General features: G+C 54.6%; 26 protein-coding genes. 23 read left to right on the top strand and 3 right to left on the bottom strand.

Annotation, left to right across the window (positions count from 1 at the left end; genetic code table 11):
- Nucleotides 1-291: 291 nt before the first annotated feature.
- The 6 genes from puuE (at nucleotide 292) to RO22_RS16685 (ending at nucleotide 5350) form a co-directional block, all read left to right on the top strand.
- Nucleotides 292-1227 carry an allantoinase PuuE gene (gene puuE / locus RO22_RS16710; protein WP_009287395.1) on the top strand — a complete coding sequence of 312 codons (936 nt, stop codon included), beginning with the start codon at nucleotides 292-294 and terminating at the stop codon, nucleotides 1225-1227.
- Between the two features lie 22 nt (nucleotides 1228-1249).
- Nucleotides 1250-2125: a MurR/RpiR family transcriptional regulator gene (locus RO22_RS16705; RefSeq protein ID WP_041158875.1), complete on the top strand. Its 876-nt coding sequence runs from the start codon at nucleotides 1250-1252 to the stop codon at nucleotides 2123-2125.
- A 322-nt stretch (nucleotides 2126-2447) separates the two neighbouring features.
- Nucleotides 2448-3302 carry a transporter substrate-binding domain-containing protein gene (locus tag RO22_RS16700; protein ID WP_052475666.1) on the top strand — a complete coding sequence of 285 codons (855 nt, stop codon included), beginning with the start codon at nucleotides 2448-2450 and terminating at the stop codon, nucleotides 3300-3302.
- Nucleotides 3303-3310: 8 nt separating this feature from the next.
- On the top strand, nucleotides 3311-3988 hold the full coding sequence (locus RO22_RS16695; RefSeq protein ID WP_022522259.1) for an amino acid ABC transporter permease: 678 nt from the start codon (nucleotides 3311-3313) through the stop codon (nucleotides 3986-3988).
- Complete coding sequence (locus RO22_RS16690) at nucleotides 3985-4641, top strand: amino acid ABC transporter permease (RefSeq protein ID WP_041158874.1); 657 nt, start codon at nucleotides 3985-3987, stop codon at nucleotides 4639-4641. Before RO22_RS16695 ends, RO22_RS16690 begins: the two co-directional genes overlap by 4 nt.
- Nucleotides 4622-5350, top strand: coding sequence for an amino acid ABC transporter ATP-binding protein (locus RO22_RS16685; protein ID WP_022522261.1), 729 nt, complete (start codon nucleotides 4622-4624; stop codon nucleotides 5348-5350). Before RO22_RS16690 ends, RO22_RS16685 begins: the two co-directional genes overlap by 20 nt.
- An 11-nt stretch (nucleotides 5351-5361) precedes the next feature.
- Here the strand turns inward: RO22_RS16685 and RO22_RS16680 are convergent, their stop codons facing one another.
- Nucleotides 5362-6810: a YfcC family protein gene (locus tag RO22_RS16680; RefSeq protein WP_039859408.1), complete on the bottom strand. Its 1449-nt coding sequence runs from the start codon at nucleotides 6808-6810 to the stop codon at nucleotides 5362-5364.
- Nucleotides 6811-7057: 247 nt separating this feature from the next.
- Between RO22_RS16680 and RO22_RS16675 the strand changes: the two genes are divergently transcribed.
- The 7 genes from RO22_RS16675 to RO22_RS16645 all read left to right on the top strand — a co-directional run bounded on the left by RO22_RS16675 (nucleotide 7058) and on the right by RO22_RS16645 (nucleotide 13239).
- Nucleotides 7058-7888 (top strand): bifunctional allantoicase/(S)-ureidoglycine aminohydrolase, encoded by an 831-nt coding sequence (locus RO22_RS16675; RefSeq protein ID WP_039859406.1) that lies wholly within the window; start codon nucleotides 7058-7060, stop codon nucleotides 7886-7888.
- Nucleotides 7889-8022: 134 nt separating this feature from the next.
- Nucleotides 8023-8511: an ureidoglycolate lyase gene (locus tag RO22_RS16670; RefSeq protein WP_041158873.1), complete on the top strand. Its 489-nt coding sequence runs from the start codon at nucleotides 8023-8025 to the stop codon at nucleotides 8509-8511.
- A 118-nt stretch (nucleotides 8512-8629) separates the two neighbouring features.
- Nucleotides 8630-10105 (top strand): pyruvate kinase, encoded by a 1476-nt coding sequence (gene pyk / locus RO22_RS16665; RefSeq protein WP_041158872.1) that lies wholly within the window; start codon nucleotides 8630-8632, stop codon nucleotides 10103-10105.
- Nucleotides 10092-10868 carry a molybdate ABC transporter substrate-binding protein gene (gene modA / locus RO22_RS16660; RefSeq protein WP_041158871.1) on the top strand — a complete coding sequence of 259 codons (777 nt, stop codon included), beginning with the start codon at nucleotides 10092-10094 and terminating at the stop codon, nucleotides 10866-10868. Before pyk ends, modA begins: the two co-directional genes overlap by 14 nt.
- Nucleotides 10869-10881: 13 nt before the next feature.
- Nucleotides 10882-11550 (top strand): molybdate ABC transporter permease subunit, encoded by a 669-nt coding sequence (gene modB, locus RO22_RS16655; protein WP_027958096.1) that lies wholly within the window; start codon nucleotides 10882-10884, stop codon nucleotides 11548-11550.
- Nucleotides 11543-12703, top strand: coding sequence for an ABC transporter ATP-binding protein (locus RO22_RS16650; RefSeq protein ID WP_235270525.1), 1161 nt, complete (start codon nucleotides 11543-11545; stop codon nucleotides 12701-12703). Before modB ends, RO22_RS16650 begins: the two co-directional genes overlap by 8 nt.
- Nucleotides 12704-12705: 2 nt before the next feature.
- Entirely contained in the window at nucleotides 12706-13239 is a 534-nt protein-coding gene (locus RO22_RS16645; protein WP_041158870.1) for a DUF192 domain-containing protein, read from the top strand.
- Nucleotides 13240-13400: 161 nt separating this feature from the next.
- On the opposite strand, the gene RO22_RS16640 is transcribed toward RO22_RS16645, so the two are convergent.
- Nucleotides 13401-14135, bottom strand: a complete 735-nt coding sequence (locus RO22_RS16640) for a ParA family protein (RefSeq protein WP_041158869.1) — start codon at nucleotides 14133-14135, stop codon at nucleotides 13401-13403.
- 117 nt (nucleotides 14136-14252) lie between these two features.
- Nucleotides 14253-15104: a DMT family transporter gene (locus tag RO22_RS16635; RefSeq protein WP_022522271.1), complete on the bottom strand. Its 852-nt coding sequence runs from the start codon at nucleotides 15102-15104 to the stop codon at nucleotides 14253-14255.
- A gap of 326 nt (nucleotides 15105-15430) precedes the next feature.
- Here RO22_RS16635 and RO22_RS16630 point away from each other — a divergent pair, with 326 nt between their 5' ends.
- From RO22_RS16630 to RO22_RS16580, 10 genes are all read left to right on the top strand, one after another.
- Nucleotides 15431-16318: a sugar phosphate isomerase/epimerase family protein gene (locus RO22_RS16630; protein ID WP_052475665.1), complete on the top strand. Its 888-nt coding sequence runs from the start codon at nucleotides 15431-15433 to the stop codon at nucleotides 16316-16318.
- A 47-nt stretch (nucleotides 16319-16365) separates the two neighbouring features.
- Nucleotides 16366-17265 (top strand): hydroxypyruvate isomerase family protein, encoded by a 900-nt coding sequence (locus tag RO22_RS16625; RefSeq protein WP_041158868.1) that lies wholly within the window; start codon nucleotides 16366-16368, stop codon nucleotides 17263-17265.
- A 36-nt stretch (nucleotides 17266-17301) separates the two neighbouring features.
- Nucleotides 17302-18990 carry a GMC oxidoreductase gene (locus RO22_RS16620; RefSeq protein ID WP_041158867.1) on the top strand — a complete coding sequence of 563 codons (1689 nt, stop codon included), beginning with the start codon at nucleotides 17302-17304 and terminating at the stop codon, nucleotides 18988-18990.
- Nucleotides 18987-19646, top strand: coding sequence for a gluconate 2-dehydrogenase subunit 3 family protein (locus RO22_RS16615; RefSeq protein ID WP_041158866.1), 660 nt, complete (start codon nucleotides 18987-18989; stop codon nucleotides 19644-19646). The genes RO22_RS16620 and RO22_RS16615 overlap by 4 nt, the downstream gene beginning before the upstream one ends.
- A 17-nt stretch (nucleotides 19647-19663) precedes the next feature.
- On the top strand, nucleotides 19664-20440 hold the full coding sequence (locus RO22_RS16610; protein WP_041158865.1) for a DUF1080 domain-containing protein: 777 nt from the start codon (nucleotides 19664-19666) through the stop codon (nucleotides 20438-20440).
- Nucleotides 20441-20658: 218 nt separating this feature from the next.
- On the top strand, nucleotides 20659-21297 hold the full coding sequence (locus RO22_RS16605) for an HAD family hydrolase (RefSeq protein WP_041158864.1): 639 nt from the start codon (nucleotides 20659-20661) through the stop codon (nucleotides 21295-21297).
- Nucleotides 21298-21582: 285 nt separating this feature from the next.
- Entirely contained in the window at nucleotides 21583-22281 is a 699-nt protein-coding gene (locus tag RO22_RS16600) for a PQ-loop domain-containing transporter (RefSeq protein WP_041158863.1), read from the top strand.
- Nucleotides 22282-22443: 162 nt separating this feature from the next.
- Nucleotides 22444-22716 carry a CopG family ribbon-helix-helix protein gene (locus tag RO22_RS16595; protein WP_041158862.1) on the top strand — a complete coding sequence of 91 codons (273 nt, stop codon included), beginning with the start codon at nucleotides 22444-22446 and terminating at the stop codon, nucleotides 22714-22716.
- The gene (locus RO22_RS16590) at nucleotides 22713-22988 is read left to right on the top strand and encodes a type II toxin-antitoxin system RelE/ParE family toxin (RefSeq protein WP_041158861.1); all 276 of its coding nucleotides are present in this window, start codon (nucleotides 22713-22715) and stop codon (nucleotides 22986-22988) included. Before RO22_RS16595 ends, RO22_RS16590 begins: the two co-directional genes overlap by 4 nt.
- Before the next feature lie 410 nt (nucleotides 22989-23398).
- Entirely contained in the window at nucleotides 23399-23677 is a 279-nt protein-coding gene (locus tag RO22_RS16580; protein ID WP_152618914.1) for a hypothetical protein, read from the top strand.
- The last annotated feature ends 10 nt before the right edge of the window (nucleotides 23678-23687 follow it).

Below are 23687 nucleotides of genomic sequence, written 5' to 3'. Positions count from 1 at the left end.
TTCTTGTATACAAAAATAGGGCGGTTTTCTACGTGGCGCAAGGGACTAATGAGCAATCGGCAATAAAAAAGCAACTGATAAAACTTGACCATTTGTTCAGGATTCAATGGCTTAACGCCTTTTAAACTGAGAAACGCTATTAGCGTCAGGGGATTAGCGGTCGACTGCGTTGCGGTTGGTTATGAATGTCGCTATTTTGTATACAAATAATTTTCTGTATTGCTGGGCGGCTATTTGCCAATGATCTGCCCGGGTTTGTATGAATGGTTTGTATGAATCAAGGAGCTAGCTATGTCGTCGTCACCTAAGGGCCACTATCCCCGCGATTTGATCGGTTATGGACGCAACCCGCCCCACGCCAACTGGCCAAACAAGGCCAAAATTGCCGTTCAGTTTGTGCTCAACTACGAGGAGGGCGGCGAGAACTGCGTGTTGCACGGCGACTCAGGCTCCGAGCAGTTCCTATCGGAAATTATCGGCGCACCGGCTTATCCGGATCGCCACTTGAGCATGGAGTCGATCTACGAGTACGGCTCTCGCGCCGGGGTATGGCGCATTCTGCGTGAATTTGAGAAGCGTGATTTGCCGCTCACGGTGTTTGGCGTTGCCATGGCGCTGGAGCGTAACCCGGATGTCGCCCTGGCATTTAAAGAGCTGGGCCACGAGATTGCTTGCCATGGCTATCGCTGGATTCACTATCAGGAAGTGCCCGAGCACGTTGAGCGCGAGCATCTACAGCAGGCCATGGAGATTTTTCAACGCCTCTATGGCGAAAAACCCCAAGGCTGGTACACCGGTCGCGATAGTCCCAATACCCGGCGCTTAGTGCTAGACGAAGGTGGTTTCCTTTACGATAGCGACTACTACGGCGACGACTTGCCTTTCTGGACGCAGGTGACCGATAGTCAGGGCGGTGACCACAACCACCTGATCGTGCCCTACACGCTGGACAGCAACGATATGCGTTTTGCCGCGCCGCAAGGTTTCAATACGGCGGATCACTTCTTTACCTACCTGCGCGATGCCTTTGATGTACTTTACGCAGAAGGGGAGGAGGCACCCAAAATGCTCTCGGTGGGCATGCATTGCCGTTTATTGGGTCGCCCTGGGCGTTTTCGCGCTCTGCAGCGCTTTTTGGATTACATCGAAACCCACGACCGCGTGTGGGTTGCCCGGCGGGTCGATATCGCCCGCCATTGGGCTGAGCACCACCCGGCAACTCGTTAATTAAGCAGTTTAATAGGATGCTATGACGCCGCATATCGGACAGCGAATTACCGCCCAGTTTGACGCGCTAACTGCCCAGGAGCAGCGGGTGGCGAGCTTTATTCTCGATCACTTTGATGATCTGGCGGTGTATAGCGCCGCTGATTTGGCGCGTTTGACCGGGGTATCCAAATCGACGGTTAGCCGCCTATTCAAGCGGCTGGGGTTCGAGAGCTACCGCACCGTTAAAGACCACGCCCGCCAGCTACGTAACCTGGGTGTGCCTTTGGTGATCGACGCCAACGCCATGCAGGAAGAGGCCGGGGCGCCGTTTCAGCGCCATCTGCAGCGGGAGCAGGATAATCTGCAGCGCTGCTTAAATGGCATTGCGGCGGATCAATTTGCGGCACTGGTAGAGCGGTTGGATAGCGCGCGTCATGTGGTCGTGATCGGTTTTCGTAACAGCTACCCGCTAGCGCTGCATTTTCGCCAGCAGTTGATTCAGGCGCGCACCCAGGTGCGAGTGGTTCCTCATCCAAATCAGTCGTTAGCGGAAGAGATCGTCGATCTCACCGAGCAGGACGTGGTGGTGCTGTTTGGTTTTCGCCGCCGCCCAGCGGCATTTGCTTCGCTAATTAATGCACTTGAGCGCTCACCGGCCAAGGTAGCCTTGCTGGCTGACCCCACCGCGGTCAATTTCGCCTCACAAGTAACGTGGTTTTTTGAAACGCCGCTGGAAAGCCTCTCCGCCTTCGATAGCTACGCCGCCACCAATAGCCTGATCTGCCTGATTGCCAACGGCGTACTGCACCGTCGCCTTGCAGAAGGTCGAGAGCGCATCAGCGCGATCAGCGATGTTTACGCCGAGCTTAGTGAGTTGGAGGCGCCTACCATGAGCGTGGATTGGAGCGCTCAATAGGCTGGGCCACCTTTAATGGTGCATCTCGTCCTATTAAAGGATGAAAACTGCACCAGAACGTTGCATCTCTCTCTTTTTATACCTTCCTCTCAACGCGGCAATCGCTGCGTTGTGGCTTTGCGTGTCCGCTAAGCTGCTGTTCTAAAAAACGTTAGCCACTTCTGGTATCGCTGTTGCTAATAGGTGGTCAGGTGAAACGAAAGTTTCTTTGTTGGGTTTTATGCAACAAAGCTTTCACTCGCTCTGCATCCCTTACTAATACCGCTACGGCTACTCACTGGCCGACATGCCCTTGTCAGGCTGCTCTTATTAGGAGAACACCATGAAATCGCTATCGCACCGTTTCAATCACTCTTTTTCTAACCAATTCAAACGCCTACAGTCCGGTGTTTTAGCCACAGGGCTGAGTGCCGCTGTGGCCCTCGGTGCTATTACCACTAGCCCAAACGTTCAGGCGGATGCACTAGAAGATATCGAATCACGCGGCACTATCCGGGTCGCTGTCCCGCAAGATTTCCCACCGTTTGGTTCAGTAGGTACCGACCTACAGCCGCGCGGCTACGATATTGATATGGCCCAATACCTCGCTGACGAAATGGGCGTTCAGCTAGAACTGATTACCGTGACTAGCGCTAACCGTATTCCCTACTTACAGACTGGCCAGGCGGACTTGGTAATCTCTAGCCTGGGTAAGAACCCGGAGCGCGAAGCGGCGATTGATTTTTCCGATGCCTACGCGCCGTTCTTTCTAGGCGTGTTCAGCGCTGATGAAGATGAAAGCGTGGAAGGCCCAGAAGGCCTGGCCGATAAAACCATCGGGGTAACCCGCGGCGCCGTGGAAGATATGGAGCTTTCAAATATTGCCCCGGATTCAACCACAGTGCAGCGCTTTGAAGATAACGCCACCACCATTTCTGCGTTTCTTTCCGGTCAAGTCGATTACGTCGCCACCGGTAACGTAGTCGCCGCCGAAATCGCCGAACGCAACAGCGATCGCGCGCCCTCGCTGATTTATCAGCTCAAAGATTCACCCTGCTACGTGGGCATGAATAAAAACGAGCCAGCGTTAATGGAAGAAGTGAATCGCCTGATCGCACAAGGCCTGGAAGATGGCACCCTGAATGAGCTATCTCAGCGCTGGTTCAGTGCCGACCTGCCTGAAAACTTCGGTAGCTGAGGTTTAGCATGGGGCCAACACTCGATTTTCTTACCCTGTTGCCCTACGCCAGTGAGCTCCTCAAAGGTCTTACCACCACGGTCGTTTTGACCGTGGTGACCACCTTGACGGGGCTAGCGCTGGCGGTGGCAGTGGCGTATTTACGCGTCAACGCGCAGCCATGGGTGCGCTGGGGGCTAGGCGGCTACGTCGAAGTAACCCGCAATACGCCCTTTATTGTGCAGTTGTTTTTTATCTTCTTCGGGCTGCCGGGGCTAGGCATTAAAATTGATGCCATTACCGCGGCGTTTATTGCCATGACGCTCAACCTGGCCGCTTACAGCGCCGAGATTTTACGTGCCGGTATTAGCGCCACGGCCAAGGGGCAGTTGGAAGCCGGGCGGGCACTGGGTATGACCACACTGCAAAGCTATCGCCATATCGTGCTGGTGCCCGCGTTTGCCAGGGTATACCCCGCGCTGATCAGTCAGTCGATCATTGTGATGCTGGGTTCGGCGGTGGTGTCGCAAATATCGGTATTTGACCTGACCTACGCCGCTAACTTTATCCAATCGCGCAACTTTCGCAGCTTTGAAGTCTACCTGCTGATCACGCTGGTCTATTTGCTCCTCGCCTTCGGCATGCGGCGCAGCTTTATGCTGGTGGGCAAGCGGGTATTCGCCTATCAGCAAGGAGAACAACGATGATTGAGTTCACCTTCTGGGACATCTTGCGCAACCTGCTGCTGGCAACCCGCTGGACCATTGTGCTGTCGCTGATTGCCTTTGTGGGCGGTGCGACGGTGGGGCTGCTACTGACCTTTATGCGCCTCTCCAGCAACCGCTGGCTGCAGCGCTTAACGTCTCTTTATGTTGACCTGTTCCAAGGTACGCCGCTGTTGATGCAGCTGTTTTTGATCTTCTTTGGTGCTGCCGCCATGGGGCATCCCATTTCTGCCTGGCTGGCGGCTTCCATCGCACTGACACTATTCACCAGTGCTTTTCTATGTGACATCTGGCGCGGCTGTTTAGAGGCGGTTGCCAAAGGGCAGTGGCACGCGGCGCGGGTGCTGGGCATGAACTACTTCCAGATCATGCGCCATGTGATCCTGCCTCAGGCGCTGCGGCTTTCGATTCCGCCCACGGTGGGTTTCTCGGTACAGGTCATCAAAGGCACGGCGCTGGCCTCCATCATCGGCTTTGTCGAGCTGACCAAGGCGGGCACCATGCTCAATAACGCCACCTTCGAACCCTTCACCATTTTTGCCCTTGTGGCTCTGCTTTACTTCGCGCTGTGCTACCCACTTTCCTGCTACGCGCGCTATCTGGAGAAAAAGCTCTATGACGCTGGTTTACGTTGATAACGTTCATAAAGCCTTTGGCGACCTGGAAGTGCTTAAAGGTATTAACCTTTCAGTTGCGCAAGGCGAAGTGGTGGCGATTATTGGTCGCAGTGGCTCGGGTAAAAGTACCCTGCTGCGCTGCCTGAATCAGCTGGAAAAACATGACAGCGGCGAGATCACCATTGCCGATAAGCAGCTCGATGCGGCGTCAATGTCGCCCAAAGAGCTGAGTGAAAACGTCGGCATGGTATTCCAAAGCTTTAATCTGTTTCCTCATAAAACCGTGGGTGAGAACGTCTGTTTGGCGCCGCTGGTGGTGCGTGGCGAGGAGAAAGCCGAGGTCGAGAAAGTCGCCCGCGAAGTGCTTGAGAAAGTGGGCCTCTCCGACAAATACGATGCCTACCCGGCGCAGCTTTCCGGTGGTCAGCAGCAGCGGGTCGCCATCGCCCGGGCGCTGGCCATGCGCCCCAAAGTGATGCTCTGCGATGAGGTGACTTCAGCACTTGACCCTGAGCTGGTCGGGGAAGTGCTGCGCGTATTGGAGGCGTTGGCGGCCGAGGGCATGACGCTGATTCTGGTCACCCATGAAATGAGCTTTGCACGTGATGTGGCCGACCGCGTGGTGTTTATGCACCAGGGGCGCATCCATGAAGAGGGCGCCCCCAGCGAGCTATTCAGCAACCCACAAACGCCGGAGCTAAAGCAGTTTATCTCTGCCGTGCTCTAGTCGATCCACTTCTAGCCGATCCACTGGGTTGCCTGCGCGAAAATAAGAAAGCCCAGGGCAATCGCTATCCAGACGCAAAAAAGTGGGAAGAAGAATTTGACCCACTTTTGCCATGGCACACCTGCCAGTGCCAGGGTCGCCATAAAGTAGCCTGAGGTCGGGTATAAAATATTGCCGATACCGTCACCCAACTGGAACGCCAGCACCGCCGTTTGGCGGGTAACGCCGATGATGTCGGAGAGCGGTGCCATCAGCGGCATGGTGACCAGGGCCTGGCCGCTACCGGAGGGGACAATGAAATTGAAGCCTAGCTGGGCGAAGAACATGCCAATCGCCGAAAGCAGGGTGGGCAGGCCTCCGACGAGGTTGCCAAGCCCAAACACCAGCGTGTCCATGATGTGGCCATCTTCCAGCATCACGGCAACACCGCGTGCGACGCCGGCGATCATGGCGCCGACCAGCACGTCTCGGAAGCCTTGGTTGAAGCCTGCGCATATTTCGTCGGTGTCGAGGCCTGCTATTAGGCCCACAACAATGCCCATGATGATAAACAGGCCTGCCATTTCCATCATGAACCAGCCTTGCTGCAGTACGCCATAGACGAGTACCGCGAAGAAGGCGAAGGTGGCGATGGCCGCGAGCTTCTGGCGAGCGCTGGCGATTAAGGCTGGGCTATTGTCAGCATGTTGATAAAGCGAGCGTTTTTCGGATTCGCTAGTGTCACTGCTCAGCAGGCTAAGTGAAGGTGTTTGATGCACCATACGGGCGTAACGCATAACGAAGAAAATGGCCGCGGCTAACATCACCACAAATGCCACAACGCGCAAGCCATAGCCGGAGTAGAGAGGAAGATCTGAGAGTTGCTGTCCTAGGCCGGTATTGATGGGGTTGAGCACACCCGTCGTGAAACCGACCGTGGTAGCACAAAGTGCCACCGCCGCGGCCGTGACTGAATCAAAGCGCAAGGCAATCATCAGCGGCAAGATGACCGGCACATAGACCAGCGCCAACTCTTGGGTACCGATAACCGTCGCTATGAGGGCAAAAACCGTCATCAACACGGGGATAGTGAGCAGGTTCTGTCGCGCAAAGCGGCGCGTTAGCTTGTCCACACCTATTTCAATAATGCCGGTGCGCCTTAGCACCATGAACATACCGCCGATCATGAAGGTGAAAAAGACAACTTCACCGGCACTCATTAAGCCATTCGGGATCGCCAGCATAAAGTCGACGATGCCAACTGGTGACGAAGCGATCTGCTCATAAGAGTTCGGGTCGATAGTGATGCGCCCATTCGGGCCAGGAACACGCTCGAACTGCCCGGCCGGCACAAAGTGCGTTGCTATCGCGGCCAGGGCGATAAATATGAACAGAACCGCGTAAATGTCAGGGATCCGGCACCAGCTTTTCTTGGGCGTGGGGCGATCTGAGGAAGACGAAGAGGGGGTGTGTTGGGACATGCTATGCCTCGCGTTTGTTATAAGTAGCTGACCTGAGCAGCGGTTAGCGGGCGTCACGCCGCGCCGAGGTTGCTGTTTTTGGACATGCTCGTATGATCTTAGAATTATGAAACGAAAGTTTCTAAAGAAGTTACTATTGGGAGGAGTGTTTCACAAGAGCTTTGTTAAAGATTGCTTTATTGTGGTTAGCTAATCTTGTATACAAGATGAATAACTTGTGTTTTTACTAAGTCAAATAGGTTTAAAAATGCCAGCTACTTACTACGCTCCCACCGGCGGGCACCCGCCGCAAACGCAAATCACCGCTGATCGCGCCGTGTTCACTGAAGCGTATGCGCTGATCCCCAAAGGCGTGATGCGCGATATCGTCACCAGTAATCTGCCGTTTTGGGAAGGCACCCGGCTATGGGTGCTGGCGCGTCCGCTGTCGGGGTTTGCCGAGACGTTCTCTCAGTACATTATGGAAGTCCAGCCTCAGGGCGGCAGCGATAAGCCTGAGCCTGATCCCCAGGCGGAAGGCGTGCTGTTTATTGTGGAAGGTGAGTTAACGCTTACTCTGTCAGGCGAGCGCCACTCCCTGCAGCCCGGCGGCTATGCGTTTATTCCCCCTGGCAGTTCGTGGCAGGTGCGCAACGAATCCAACGCGCCGGTACGTTTCCACTGGGTACGCAAGGCCTATGAGTTTGTGGAAGGGCTTGAGGTGCCAACGGCGTTTGTCACCAACGAGCAGGACATTGCGCCTATCGAAATGCCGGGCACGGAAGGACGCTGGGCCACCACACGCTTTGTCGACCCTGCGGACGTTCGCCACGATATGCATGTGAATATCGTTACCTTCCAGCCCGGCGGCGTGATTCCTTTCGATGAAACCCATGTCATGGAACACGGCCTTTATGTGCTCGAAGGCAAGGCCGTTTATCACCTGAATCAAAACTGGGTAGAAGTGGAAGCGGGCGATTTCATGTGGTTACGCGCCTTCTGCCCCCAGGCTTGCTACGCCGCTGGCCCAGGGCCGTTCCGATATCTGCTGTATAAAGATGTTAATCGCCATCCTGCTCTTCGTCTGGGTGCTCGTTAAAACTGGTTGCTCCAGCTTTTCAAGCAGGCAGCTTTAAAGGGTCGCGAGCTAAAGCTGCCTCCCACTAGTGCATTTATCAGGCTGGAAGTGGCCATGCCACGCTGAGTAACAAAGAACTTTAGAAGGACACAACAATGCTAGAGCTAAAAGCCGAGCCGTTGACCGCAGAGGCCTTCGCCCCTTTTGGCGATGTGATGGATGCGCGCACCTCAGCGTCGTTTCCCATCAACGCCGGGCGCACGCAGCGCCACCATGATCTTGCCAAGGTGGAAACACTGGGTGAAAACGCTCACACGCTGATTAATATCTTTGTGAGCCAGCCGGTCACACTGCCGTTGGAGCTAACGTTTTTAGAGCGTCACCCCCAGGGCAGTCAGGCGTTTATGCCGCTGCATCAGGAGCGTTTTATTGTGGTGGTAGCGCCACCGGGGGAACATATTAACCCTGCAGACGTGCGGGCTTTTGTCACCGATGGCCGCCAGGGCGTGAATTACCGCGCAGGCACCTGGCACGCCATTCAGTCGGTGTTGGAGCGTGAAGGCGAGTTTTTGGTGGTGGATCGAGGTGGTAATGGCAATAACTGCGATGAGTTTCCTCTCGCGATCACCGTGACGTTGACTTAAACCAACCCTCTGCGTTGCACTGCTGTCATATAGAGCGCGTTAAACTGGTAAGCTAGGGTTACTGAATAGAGTTACTTAATAAAAGTCACTACACGCTAAATTGCATGGTTGGAACATTATGAACGCACTGCACTTCTCCTCGATCCGTCGTACCAAAATTGTCGCCACCCTTGGTCCTGCCAGCGACCGGGAAGGCGTGCTGGAAGCCATGCTCAAGGCGGGTGTCGATGTGGTGCGTCTTAACTTCTCCCATGGCACAGCGGATGATCACCGCCGCCGGCTAAACGAGGTACGTGAAATCGCCGCCAAGCTAGGCCGCAGCGTCGCGGTGTTGGGTGATCTGCAGGGGCCCAAAATTCGTATTGCGCGGTTTAGAGAGGGGGCTGTGGTGCTTAAAGAGGGCCAGCCGTTTATTCTCGATATGGCGCTGGATGGCGATGCGGGCGATGTGCATCAAGTCGGCTGCGACTATAAGACCTTGTCCCAAGACGTTACCGCCGGTGATCGCCTGCTGTTAGATGACGGGCGCTTAGTGCTGGATGTGGCCCGTGTTGACGGCCAACAGGTGCATACCACCGTGGTAGTGGGTGGCAAGCTCTCTAACCATAAAGGCATCAACAAGCAGGGCGGCGGACTCTCCGCTCCGGCATTGACTGAAAAAGATAAAGAAGACCTTAAGACCGCCGTTGAGATTGGCGTCGATTACCTGGCCATTTCTTTCCCCCGCCATGCTGAAGATATGCTCGAAGCACGCCGCTTATTAGGTGAGGCGGGTAAAGAGATTGGCCTGGTGGCCAAAGTCGAACGTGCCGAAGCCGTAGCGGATGATGCCACCCTGGATGGCATTATCGAAGCTTCTGAGGCGGTCATGGTGGCGCGCGGTGATCTAGGCGTAGAAATTGGCGATGCCAAGTTGGTCGGCGTGCAAAAGCGCATGATCAAACGAGCACGTTCGCTAAATCGTGCGGTCATTACCGCCACGCAAATGATGGAGAGCATGATTTCAGCGCCACTTCCCACCCGCGCTGAGGTGTTTGACGTGGCCAACGCGGTGCTGGATGGCAGCGATGCGGTCATGCTCTCGGCGGAAACCGCGGCGGGCGACTACCCGCTGGAAACCGTAGAAGCCATGTCACGTGTTTGCCTGGGAGCTGAGCGGGAAAAAACCGCCCAGGAGTCCGGTCACCGTATTCATGAAGGCTTTTCCCGCCCTGACGAGACCATTGCGCTCTCCGCCATGTACGCGGCCAACCATATGACCGGCATTACCGCGATTGCCTGTATGACCTCATCGGGCTATACACCGCTGATCGCTTCGCGCATTCGTTCGGGCCTGCCGATTGTCGGCTTGGCGCATAATCCCATTGCCCAACGCCGCATGGCGCTCTACCGCGGTGTTGTTTCGCTACCGTTCGATACCTCCGAAATGAGCGCCACCGAGCTAAACGACCGTGCCCTCGAGATGCTTGTCAAGACCGGTATCTCCAAACCTGGCGACCATGTAATCCTAACTCGCGGCGACCATATGAACGCCCATGGCGGCACCAATACCATGAAGGTAATGGAGATTACTGACGAGCATGCTAAAAGCTAAATTAGCGCATGGGTTGCTGCTCGCCTGCTTGCTTCTGATAGGTTCCCCTGCGCAGGCGGAGGCGCCTATCGTGGCGGCGGCCTCTGATCTACAGTTTGCGCTGACAGAAGCCGCCGAGCAGTTTCAGCAGGAAACCGGCCACGCCCTACGGCTAAACTTTGGCTCGTCAGGCAACTTCCGGCGTCAAATTGCCCAGGGCGCGCCCTTTGAGCTCTATCTCTCCGCTGACGAGAGCTACGTTCAAGCGCTTTATGAGGAGGGCTACACACAAGATGAGGGCGTGATTTACGCCATTGGTCGTTTAGTGTGGCTGCAGCGCGCAGGGCGTGGTGATTTACCTAACGAGGAGACGCCGCTTGAAGCGGTTAAAACCGCGTTAGAGGCGGGGACTACTGAGCGCATCGCCCTGGCCAACCCCGAACACGCCCCCTATGGCGTGGCGGCGCGGCAGGCGCTTGAGTACGCCGGGCTTTGGGAGCAAACAGAGCCGCTGCGGATACTGGGCGAAAATGTCTCCCAGGCGGCGCAGTTTGCGCTCTCCGACGATGCGCGCGGTGGGCTGGTGGCTTACTCCTTGGCGCTGGCTCCCACACTAGGTGAGCGAAGTGAGTACGTACTTATCCCTGAAGAGTGGCATAGCCCACTACGCCAGCGAATGGTACTGACCAATCAGGCTGGAGATATTGCCACGGCCTTCTATCAGTGGTTGCAAGAGGACGAGGGACAATCCATTTTGCGTACCTACGGGTTTAGCGTCGAATAATGGAAGGAGCATAATGGATTGGTCGGCGCTTTCGGTCTCATTACGCCTAGCGGCGTTCACCTGTCTTATCCTGCTACCCATCGCTATTTGGCTAGGTCGCTCTCTGGCCTATGCGCGTTTCCGCGGCAAAGGGCTATGTGAAGCGCTGATCGCATTACCGCTGGTATTGCCGCCTACCGTACTGGGCTTTTATCTGCTGTTGAGCTTTGGCCGCGACGCGCCAGTGGGCTCGTTTTGGGCAGCAATGACCGGTAGCGGGCTGAATTTCACTTTCACTGGCATACTATTGGCCTCCCTGATCGCCAATTTGCCGTTTGCCGTGCAGCCCATTCAGCGTGCCTTTGAACATGTGCCCCACAACCTGCGTGAAGCGGCTTGGTGCAGTGGGCTAAGCCCTTGGCAGACGCTGCTGCGCATCGAGCTGCCCTTGGTGTGGCCAGGCATTATGTCAGCGGCAGCGCTTACCTTTGCCCATACGCTGGGCGAATTTGGCGTCATCTTGATGGTGGGTGGCGCCATTGATGGTGAAACCCGCACTCTCGCCATTGCCATCTATGATCGCGTCCAGGCCTTCGATGAACAGGGCGCTGCACAGATGTCGGCGCTGCTGCTGTTGGTATCGTTTATTACCTTGGGGCTCGTCTATGGGCTGGCCGGGCGCAGACGGTGGGTACGTGGCTGATTCTCGCATCACAGAGCCGGTCTCTGGGCCGCTTGCAGGGCTGAGCGTGGCGGTCAATCAAACGGGGCCGATTCCACTGGCCGCCGAGTTTGTTTGCCAACCCGGTGAACTGCTGGCGCTGGTAGGGCCATCGGGCAGCGGCAAAACCACGCTGTTGCGCACCATTGCCGGGCTTTATCGCCCCCAGGGCGGGCGAGTGGAGTGCGCTGGAGAGGTTTGGTTTGACGCCGAACGTAAGCATTCACTCTCGCCCCAGCGTAGACAGGTCGGCATAGTGTTTCAGGACTATGCGCTATTTCCGCACCTAACCGCCTCGCAAAATATTCAACTTCCTCTGCGCCACCTGCCCCAACCGCAACGCCGTGAACAGGCCGAGCAGTGGCTAGCCAAGGTGCGTTTAGACGGGCTGGGCAAGCGCTACCCCAACGCGCTTTCGGGGGGCCAGCGCCAGCGTGTGGCGCTGGCCCGTGCCTTGGCCCGCGACCCCAAAGTGCTGTTACTCGATGAGCCGTTTTCGGCGGTGGATCAAGTGACCCGGCGGCGGTTGCAGCGCGAGCTGGCGCTGCTGCGTCAGCAGATCGACATCCCTATTGTACTGGTGACCCACGACCTGGAAGAAGCCGCCGCGCTGGCCGACCAAATCTGCGTGTTGCATAACGGCGTCAGCCTGCAGCAAGATGCTCCTGATGTGCTTTTTCGTCGGCCGTTGTCGCCGCTGGTGGCGCGCTTGTTAGACCGCCATAATCTGTTTGAAGGGATAGTGGTGGATGAGGACGGCAAGCGTCGGCTGCGGTGGGGCGAAAATTATCTAGAGGTAGCCGAGGGGCTAGATAATCTGACGCTGGGTGAAACAGTCACCTGGTACTTGCCGCCCTCCGATATTGTGCTTCACCGTCGCGGCCGTCCTTCACACGGCGAGCGGGAGAACCCGGTCGTTGCCACCGTTAGCGAACTGGTCGTACTGGGCGGCATCACTTCAGTTTCGCTAAGCGTCGATCACGGCGATATGTTACGTTTTGATATTGCCACCCATGCCGCCCGGCGTAATCAGTTAACCAGCGGCGCCGTGGTGAAGGTTTCGCTGCTGGCAGCAGGCATTTACCTTTTGCCAGGCCACCAAGTTCGCGCAGATGCGCATGACAAAAGGAAGTAAGCATGGATCCCACGCGTCGCACGCTGCTTAAGGCGTCTTTACTGTTACCGATGGCGGCGCTGTTGCCGATGTCGCTACTCAGCTCGTTTGCTTGGGGGCAGGCGTCTGCACAAGAGATGCAGACGCTGGCGCTGGCTATTCACAGCGAGGGCGGCCCACATCGTCTAGAGGTTGAAGTGGCGGAAACGGCTTCTCAGCGTCAGCGCGGGTTAATGGGGCGTGAGAGCTTGCCCGAAAAAAGTGGCATGCTGTTTCGCTTTGAGAGCGAGCAGTCGGCCAACAATGCCTTTTGGATGTATCGCACGCTAATCCCTCTGGATATTGCCTTTATCGATAGCGATGGGCGGATTGTGGCGATTAATACTATGCAGCCCTGTGAATCCTCGTCGCCGAGCGACTGCCCCTCTTATCCTGCAGGTGCGGCTTATCATTCAGCGCTAGAGGTTAATGGCGGCTATTTTGCTGAGCGCGGTATCAAAGTAGGGGACTGTGTTTCTATTCCTGAAGAAGTCGGTTTCTGCCAGCCTGGAGATTAAACTGGGCGGCGGCGAAACCTGACCACGATCAGGGCTATACCCTCGACCACTAAGCCGCCGCCGACTCGTTTATGCACGCCTAGGCTGTCGTCCATTAACAGCGCGCCGGTACCTCTTCCGCCTGCTGCAAGCCAATTAACAGCAGAGCGAAGCTCAGAAGGTCATTGTATACGCTGCGCGATCTCTCGCCACAGCGCGGTGTAGGCGCGACTGCCCCGACTGCTGCGGGCGAAATGCCCGACCGGAGCGCGTTCGATACCCATACGCTCGACCTCACTGGCGTTGGGCACGGTCGTCGATAGGCGCCTCGGCCAGCGTTCGCTGAGACTCTCCATCACCTGGCGGTGCAGGGTCTTGCGACGGTCGGCGAGGGTCACGAATGGCCAGATCGGGCAGGCATGGTCGACCGCGTCGAGATGACCGTCCAGTTGCTCAAGAGTGCGCAACGACAGGGTGGTCGGTACCATCGGCACTAGCAGGGCATCGACGCTTGAAAAGATCTGCTCGGCGAGTGCCGACAGGCTCGGCGGGCAGTCGAGTATCACCAGGTCGTAACTGCTCATCACCGGCTTGAGGATCTTACGCAGCCGGCTGGGTTTGCGGGTTTCCATCGACGCTTCCAGGTCACGCGAGCCCAGCGCCGCTGGCAGCAGGTCGAGCCCTTCGATGTCGGTCTCGCGGATCGCCCGGTCGAGATCGGCCTTGCCCTTGACCAGTTTGCCGACGCCACCACGCACTTTGGGTTTGCTGCGTAGATAGAAGGTGGTGGCGGCCTGCGGATCGAGATCCCACAGCAATACTCGCCTGCCGTCGCGTGCCGCTTCGGCGGCGAGGTTGACGGCGGAGGCGGTCTTGCCCACGCCCCCCTTGATACTGTAAAGCGCCAGCATCTGCATAGGGAACTCCCGGCTTGGTGACTGTTCAGTCTAACTGATTGGCCTGAGTGGATATGTGACGTTTCGATGACGGCGCTGCTGCCGATGTCGCTACGCTGATTTCCCTCGATATGACCTTTATCGGCGGCGGCGAAATCTGATCACAATCAGGGCTATACCCGCGACCACTAAGCCGCCGCCCACTAGTTTATGCACGCCTAGGCTGTCGCCCATTAACAGCGCGCCTAGGCCGACTGCCAATACCGGTACGAGTAGCGTCATGGGTACCACGCGATTAACCGGGTGACGGCGTAAAAGCGCATACCAAATCCCGTAAGCGACAATCGACGACATTACGGCGGTGTAAATCATCGCCCCCCAGCCTAACCAAGTTGCTTGCTGCATCGCCTGCCACTGACCGCTCTCAAATAGCCATGACCCCAACCCTACCTGAGGCACCGCGAACAGCGCCACCCAGCCTGCCAACGCCATCGGCGCAATGGGCGGGCCACGCTTGATCAACAGCTGCGACACCGCCCAGCCCATGGCACTGCACAACAGAATCGCCAGTGGTAAAGGAGAGGGCAGCGTTGGCCCACCGGCCAGTACGACTACCCCAGCAAAAGAGAGTAGCAGCCCGACAATCCGTTTGGGGCCTAGCTTCTCTTTTAGAAAGATTACCGCTAGCAATGTGGCAAAGGGCGTGCCCATCTGTACTAAAAGCGCGCCGGTACCTGCTTCTGCATGCTCCAAACCAATAAACAGAAGAGCGAAGTGGAGGCTGCCGAAAGTGATGGATAACAGTAGCAAAAACGGCAATTGCACCCGCGCCACCGGGTAGAAGGGCACCAGCAGAACTGCGACCAGCATAAAACGTAGGGTGGTCATTAATAGCGGCGGCAGCTCCGCTACACCGACCTTGATAACAATGATATTCAGCGCCCAAATGGCGATAACAAAGAGGCCGAGCAGCAGGTCGCGTAGTGGCACGTTGATGTCCGTTGGTGGATGGAAACGATAGCCATTGTATCAGCTTGGGAGACGGCAAAAATAATAGTGAAATGAGTTGCAGGTAAGCGTCGCTACTGCTTGATACCAAAGTATTAGTTTTTTCTTTAATAGTCTATATGTTGTTGATAACCAATTGGTTGTGAATTGACTTGTGTGAGTATTAAGTCCTTTTTGTCCCCTTAAAAGCGGTAAAAAAAGCGGCTGACTTGCACATTTTACTGAGATGTTCTAAAAAAATGTAACCGATTACATTTTTGCGTCGGCGCTTTCACAATATATAACAATCCAACAACAATGAGGTGGATATGGATACCCCGCTACGCCCAAAGCGTTTGAGTTCACAGGCTCTGCTGGCTGCTAGTGCAGTGGCGCTGTCAGTGCTGAGTGTGCCTGGCGTTGTTCAAGCTCAACAAAGCAGCACAGCAGAATTACCCATTGCTGTTCAAATGTATACGCTGCGTGATTTTGGCAATTTGGAGGAGCAGTTAGCCGCCGTAAATCGAGCGGGAATCTCTGCCATTGAGACGGTGGGCACCCAGGACGTGACAGCCGAAGAACTCAACGCTTTGTTAGAAGAGCACGCGCTTGAGGTGATCTCAAGTCATGTGCAGCTAGACGATTTGCGCAATCGCTTAGACGACACGGTGGCTTTCAATCAGGCGGTGGGTAACGATACCTTAACAATGCCTTATCTAGCCGAGGACGCACGCCCTAGCGATGCCGAAGGCTGGCAGGCGCTGGGTAAAGAGCTAGGTGATATTGCCGCTGAGCTAGATGCCGAAGGTTTCCGCTTGGCGTACCACAACCATGATTTCGAGATGGAAGTGTATGACGGTAAAACCGCGTTAGAGCATCTGTTTGATGCGGCTGGATCTGATCTGCTGGCGGAATTGGATATCGCCTGGGTGGCACGTGGCGGGTTTGACCCGGTTGAGTATGTCTCGCGTTTCGATGGCCAACTGTTTGCTGTACACGCCAAAGATAATGCTCCAGAAGGCACCGCCGAAGAAGAGGGCGGTTTCGCCACACTCGGGGAAGGTGTACTGGATTGGGATGCAATCTTGCCCGCCATCGAGGCCGCTGATGTTGAGTGGTACATCATCGAACACGATATGCCACTAGACGCAGAAGCGGTGATTACCGAGGGCAACAGCTTCTTACAGGAAAAACTGACAGCGCTTCGAGAAGAGTAATGCACGCCTAGGCCATCTCATTTAGATGACGAACGCGAGGATGCTTTATGAAGCGCTACCTTATTGATCGGCGTAGCTTGCTGCGCCACAGCGTTACCGGTGCTATTGGTCTGGCGGCGCTATCTCAGATTGGCTCTCGAACCCTGGCTGACGATATGCCTTCTCAGCGGGCGCTAAAAGGCAATATCCATCATTCAGTCGCTCGTTGGACATTCGATTTTCTATCTTTGGAAGAGCTTTGCCAGCTTTCAACTGAGTTGGGCATTACGGCGATTGATCTGGTGGGGCCAGAAGAGTGGCCTGTGCTTCAGCGGTATGGGCTCGACTCTTCCATGTGTAATGGCGCTGAGTTGAGCCTTGAGGATGGCTGGGGCGATACCCGCTTTCACTCAGAGCTGATTGAGCGATACCTCCATCATATCGATCTGGTCAGCCAAGCGGGCTACACCAATCTCATTTGTTTTAGCGGCAATGCCCGGGGTATGAGCCCTGAACAGGGTTTGCAAAATGCCGAAACGGGGCTGAAGGAGATTCTTGCCCAGGCAGAGGCAAAAGGCGTGGTGCTACAGATGGAGCTGTTCAACAGCAAAATCGACCACCCCGATTATCTTTGTGACAACTCGGCTTGGGGCATTGAGCTTTGCCGTCGCCTCGATTCGCCCAACTTCAAGCTGCTCTATGACATCTATCACATGCAGATTAGTGAGGGCGATGTCATTCGCACTATCAGTGAAAACCATCGCTTTTTCGGCCATTACCATACTGCCGGTGTGCCTGGGCGCCATGAAATAGACGACACCCAAGAGCTCAACTACCCCGCGATTTGCCGCGCTATTCGAGATACCGGCTTTCAGGGCTATATCGCCCAAGAATTTCTCCCTGACCGTACTAGCCAACAGGCAAAAATAGAATCACTGCAGGCAGCTATTCAGCGCTGCGATGTGTGATTCGACGCGAACAACAACACAATAAGGAAGATGACCATGCCAGATAATCACTACGATGCCATCGTGGTTGGCTCAGGCATTAGCGGCGGCTGGGCCGCTAAAGAACTTACAGAGAAAGGCTTGAAGGTTTTACTGCTTGAGCGTGGGCGCAACATTGAACACGTGAAGGATTACCACAATGCCCATAAAGAGGCGTGGGATTATCCCCACCGCAATGAGCCGACCCAGGAGATGATCGCTAAACACCCCGTGCTCAGGCGCGACTACCCCCTTAACGAAGCCACCATGGGCATGTGGGCGGATGAACAGGCCAATCCCTACGTGGAAGAGAAGCGCTTTGACTGGTTTCGCGGCTATCACGTAGGGGGGCGTTCACTGCTTTGGGGGCGGCAAAGCTATCGGCTCAGCCCTATGGACTTCGAGGCCAACCAGCGTGAAGGCATCGCCATTGATTGGCCGATTCGCTATGAAGATATCGCCCCGTGGTATGACTATGTGGAGCGCTTTGCCGGTATTGCAGGTACTCAGGAAGGGCTAGATATTCTTCCCGATGGCGAGTTTCTGCCGCCAATACCGCTTAACTGCGTGGAAAAAGATGCCGCCAAGCGTATTAAAGAGGCCTTTGGTGGGCAGCGCCATCTTATCCACAGCCGAGTCGCCAATATTACCCAGCCAAAGCCGGAACAAAATCGCGTCAACTGCCAATACCGCAATAAATGCTGGCTGGGTTGCCCTTATGGTGCCTATTTCAGCACCCAGTCCGCCACGCTTCCCGCGGCGGTGGCCACAGGTAATCTAACGTTACGGCCATTCTCGATTGTCAGCCAGGTGCTGTACGACAAAGACCGTCAGCGGGCGCGGGGCGTTGAGGTGATTGACGCTGAGACCCATGAAGTCCATGAGTACACCGCTGATGTCATCTTCCTCAATGCGTCTACGTTCAACACTACCTGGATTTTGATGAACTCCGCCACCGATGTCTGGGAAGGGGGCTTGGGCAGTAGCAGCGGCGAACTGGGTCACAACGTGATGGATCACCACTTCCGCTGCGGTGCCAGTGGCGAAGTGGAAGGCTATCTCGACAAATACTACTTCGGACGCCGTCCTGCGGGCTTTTACATTCCGCGCTTTCGCAACGTAGGCGATGAGCAGCGAAGCTACGTGCGCGGGTTTGGTTATCAAGGCGCGGCGAGCCGCGAGGGCTGGGATCGCGAAATTGCTGAGCTCAATATCGGCGCTGATTTAAAGCAAGCACTTAGCCAGCCAGGCGGTTGGACGATCGGTATGACAGGCTTCGGCGAAATGCTGCCCGATCACGATAACCGCATCTCCCTTGACCACAGCGTTCGCGATAAATGGGGGCTGCCTGTGCTGTCGATCAACGTTGAGCTCAAGCAAAACGAGCGCGATATGCGTCGGGACATGGTTCAAGATGCGGTCGACTTACTTGAGGCCGCGGGCGTGAAGAACGTCACAGGTGACGTAGGCGATTACGCGCCAGGCATGGGGATCCATGAGATGGGCACCGCGCGTATGGGCCGTGACCCGAAAACTTCAGTGCTCAATAGCCACAACCAGGTGTGGGATGCGCCCAATGTGTTTGTTACGGATGGCGCCTGCATGACGTCATCCTCTTGTGTAAATCCTTCTCTAACCTATATGGCGCTTACCGCTCGGGCGGTGGACTATGCGGTGGAAGAGCTGAAGCGGGGGAACTTGTCATGAATCGTCGCGAATTACTCAAAATGATCGCCCTGACTACCGGTACAGCGATGATTGGAGGCAAATCCCTATTTGCCTTTAGCGATGCTGGCCAGTCAGGTCATCCCTTTAGCAGCCGTGATGTAGAGCGGCTGGACGAGCTTGCCGAAACCATTCTGCCGAGAACCGATACCCCAGGTGCTAAAGACGCTGGCGTCGGGGAGTTTATGGCCCTGTTCGTCAACGACTGCTATACGCCCTCAGAAAGAGAGGTGTTCTATTTTGGTTTAGCGCAGCTTGAGGCACGCAGCAGAGCGGCTTACGAACGTGATTTTATAGCGCTGAGTGGCGAGCAGCGGTTAGAGCTCGTAAACGAGTTGGATCGCGAAGCGATGGCGCACGCCCAGCAACAGGCCCGCAGAAAGCAGCCAACCCCTGCTGAGGCACTGACTGCAGAGACCCAGACCGCTCAAAATCAAACGGCGGAAACCCAGTCATCCCAGGAGCACGCGGATAGCGAGGAAGCGTTTCCACACTACTTCACTATGATGAAGCAGCTAACGCTGTTCGGCTTCTTCACCTCAGAAGTTGGCGCGACTGAAGTCTTGCGCTACGAAGCGGTGCCAGGCCGCTACGAGGGCTGCGCGCCTTATAACGGCGAGCCTGCTTGGGCCACATAATGGAAAGGAGAGCATTGATGAACTATCAATACACCCAGGCATTCTGCTTATTGGCTTGTGGCAGTTTGTTGGCATTCGACAGTGCGGCTCAGGAGGGCGGCTCGGATAAGTCGCTGACACCCGAACAGCAATCCACCAAAACAGAAGTGTGGGAGCCTGTGCCACCTTTGGTTTCGGTGCCTGAGACGGGCGTTCCTTCCGATGCGATCGTGCTATTCGATGGCACAGGTTTAGGCGCGTGGGAAGCCGAAGAGGGCGGGCCAGCCGAGTGGCACGTGGAAGACGACGTGATGACGGTGAATCGCGGCGCGGGAGGAATACGCACACGTCAGGATTTCTGCGACGTGCAGCTCTACTTGGAGTGGAGAGCGCCGGCCGATATCGATGGCATGGAGGGTCAAGATCGTGGCAATAGCGGCGTCTTCCTGCAGGAGCGTTATGAAGTGCAAGTGCTGGACTCCTATGACAACCCGACCTATCCCAACGGCCAAGCGGCATCTATCTACAAACAGCATATTCCGTTAGTCAACGCATCCCGCCCGCCCGGTGAGTGGCAGAGCTATAACATCCTCTACACCGCGCCACGTTTTGATGATGAAGGCGCCCTTGAATCGCCTGCCTACATCACCGTTCTGCATAACGGTGTAGTGGTTCAGCACCATGCTGAAGTGCAAGGCACCACCGAGTGGATTGGCGAACCCAACTACGACGAAGCCCACGGCTGCGCGCCCATTTACCTGCAGGATCACGATGCGGACGTTAGCTTTCGAAACATATGGGTAAGAGAGTTATAGCAGAGCGCTTATAAGCACCCTAAGCGAGCAAGCCCAGTCTTCTGATGCTATATAGTATCGGGGGCTGGGCTTTTTGGCAGGCCTCGAACTTTTTTCATCACGGGTTAGTGTTTTGTACGTTGCTTTTCCATACAATATTATTAGGTAAAATTAACTATTCCCATCATTCAATAATTAGATGCGCGGTATAATTACTTTTATAAGCCAAGGGGGCGGTTGTGCACCTAGTCTTATTCGACATAGACGGAACGCTAGTCGAGTCGTACGATTTCGATACAGAATGCTTTCAAGCAGCAACCAAGGATATATTGGGTGTGACCATTGGCCCTGATTGGAGCCGCTATAATCATGTGACCGATTCTGGAATTCTCGCTGAGGTGATTGAAGAATTGAATCTTCAAAGTGACAGCGAGCGAATCACAAAGGAAGTGAAGGCGCGGTTCGTAAGTCGAGTAGCGGATTACATCTCATGTCACGATGTACTCCCTATTTTTGGAGCTTATGAGTTTATATCGCAGCTCGTTGCACGTCAGGATGTTGCGTTAGCATTTGCTACTGGTGGCTGGAGTGAATCCGCGAGGATGAAGCTTGAAGCTGCAGGTATCAGCTTTTCGTCTATACCACTGGCTTCGCCTTCGGATCACTTTAGCAGGATAGAGATTATGCGATTGGCAGAAAGGCGCGCGGGTAACGGTCATTACGACTCTATAACCTATTTTGGAGACGGACCTTGGGATCAGAAAGCATCTGAAACTCTGGGGTACAACTTCGTCTCAGTCGGGAATTGCATTTCTAGCCCTCAAACGATTCGAGATTATAGCGAAGCTGAGATGGCCTTTAGGTACATTGGCTTATAATCAGGCCAAGCAACCAATGCGCAATCTCCGCTTCGCTACGGCTTGTCTACCGTTAAGAGCGGGGGTTACAACTAAAGCGAAAAACATCAATGAATTTTCTTGATGCTTTGCGTATGGCCTTTTTCTTTAATGTAATTAGGAAAGAAGTTTCTGCTGATGCTCGGGTTGTGTATGAGCGTATAGCTATAAATTGGGTGGATGCAGACTCTGAGTGCAACACCCTCATTCGATAATTAGATGCGCGGTATAATCACGGTTATAACTTGGGAAAAGCATGGAAGTGTTATGACTCTTTACAACGTGGCAGGAACTATCAGCTCGCTTCTCTTTCTTGGGTGCCTGGTAGGTTTGGTTGTTCAGATTAGAAAGGTACGGCAACGGAAAATTGCCGACCCAAGAGGAGCTGAGCTCGGCTACGCGACCCAGTCACTTTCGGTGAATGGTTTCTTTTCAAGCTTCATCGCGTTCTATTCATTTTTGCTTTATTCGATAATGCTAGAAGATATTGATTATTATATCTTCTTTACTCGATTGATTGCTTCACTGGCCACATGGATCGTACTGTTTGAGATCTTCCGGGATCGGTTGCCTCTATCGCAAAGGGCGCCATTTTTAACCGCTTCAGTCGCTTTGCTAGCAGCGTTCGGCGCTTTATTTTTTCGGGAGGAAGTTAGCCATTTGGGTGAGGTGGCAGCAGAGTCCCTTGCTGTTTTCGCAACACTGATCATTCTTCAGGGCGGTATTCAGCAAATAAGGAAAATATGGCAAGCGAAATGCACTGGAGCTCTCTCGCTTCCCATGACATTGGTTTTCTTTGCCAAGGACGTTTCGAACGTATTCTTTGGAATTGTACTCGGACTTGAGCTTGGTTGGCCTTTGATACTAATGGGGGCTGTCAGCGGTATATTAAAACTCGGCGTAACCATTACCTTCCTACTATATCCAGAGAAGCTGGAGGCAGAGGCCAGAGTCGGCTATCACTAAGTATGAGCAGGCTCGAAAGATGCTACAACAAGGCCTGCTACGGCGATGGTCACTGCGCTATTCCCCAGCCGTGCGTGATGCTTTGTACAAGATTAAATTTTTGCAGCAATCTCATTGACTATGCTGTAATACATTGTAGTCATCAGGGTTGAGGGTATAGATATGGGTGTCACTACAGTTCGTCTTCAGGCGGATGTTGAACAGCATCTGGAAGCTATCGCTAGCAGGCTCCACCGGAGCAAAGGCTGGGTGATCAACCAGGCGTTATCGGAATACATCGAGAAGCAACAGCTTGAGCAAGAGCGTTGGAGGCAAACGCTGGAGGCAATGGAGTCTGCCGCACAGGGGAAGGTGGTTGATAGCAGCGAGGTTCATCGTTGGCTCAATAGCTGGGGAACCGAAAATGAGCAGGATGCGCCGAGGTCGGATAGGTGAAACTGGTTTACACGAATGAAGCCATTGAAGATTTGCAGCGCCTTAGAGAGTTCATCGCCATCCATAATCCATCAGCAGCCGGCCGGATAGCAGCTGAGCTGGTCGGCAAAATCGACTTACTGCCAGACTTCCCCAAAATGGGAACGCCGGTTGAAATGGCACCGGATTCTGTTCGTGACATGGTCTTTGGTAAGTACGTTATCCGCTATTCAGTACATCCGAGCGTCATCATGATTCTGCGCGTATGGCACGAACTGGAAGGTGAGCGTTAGCCATTAAGCCAGCTGCAATTCCCGGCTATGGCAAAATAGAAGTGAAAAGAAAGCGGATTTGGTTATGTATTTACGTTTAACCGAAAGGGAGTTTTATGGACGGCTTTTTTGAAGAGATAGGCAGGGGGTTTTTTAGGGGAATAGGTTACATACTGGCAGAGGTATTCTTTAGAACAATTTGTTACTGGGTTGGTTGGCCAATCTGTAAACTAGTTACTTTGGGAAAATATCCTTCGGCTTCTAAAGTGATATATCTCGATGAGCATAGGAGTCGATCCGACGGCGCTTTGTGTGCAGTAGTGGGCTTGATTGCATTGATTGTGTTGGCTCTGTATTTGCTCGGACAGTTTTAGATTTCGGCTGTGCCATTCATTTAGATGAGTTTAATTCTATTGTCAGGAGGCAAAGGAGTGGCGGCTAGAAAACAAAGGTCAGTGAAGATTAAGACGCTAAACTCAGTTTGTGCAAGTGCGTTAATCGGGGCGCTACTTTATATTGTGATCATTGGGTTTGAAGTGGTGGCGATTGGCGCGATGGGGATTGCTCTCGCTGGTATCTCAATACCCGTGATTGCCAGCAGTGAGGGAGTTTTAGAGGTGCTGCTAGAAATCGTCATGTCGGTAGCTGAAGGTATCATGACTATTGTTGAGGTTGTCGTAGGCGCAATATCGGGCCTTTTTAGTGTGTAACAAATAAAGC

It is taken from the genome of Halomonas sp. KHS3, assembly GCF_000830495.1.
GTDB lineage: Bacteria > Pseudomonadota > Gammaproteobacteria > Pseudomonadales > Halomonadaceae > Vreelandella > Vreelandella titanicae.
Note: the sequence above shows the minus strand (reverse complement) of the source record. Positions and strands in the feature narration are given on the sequence as shown.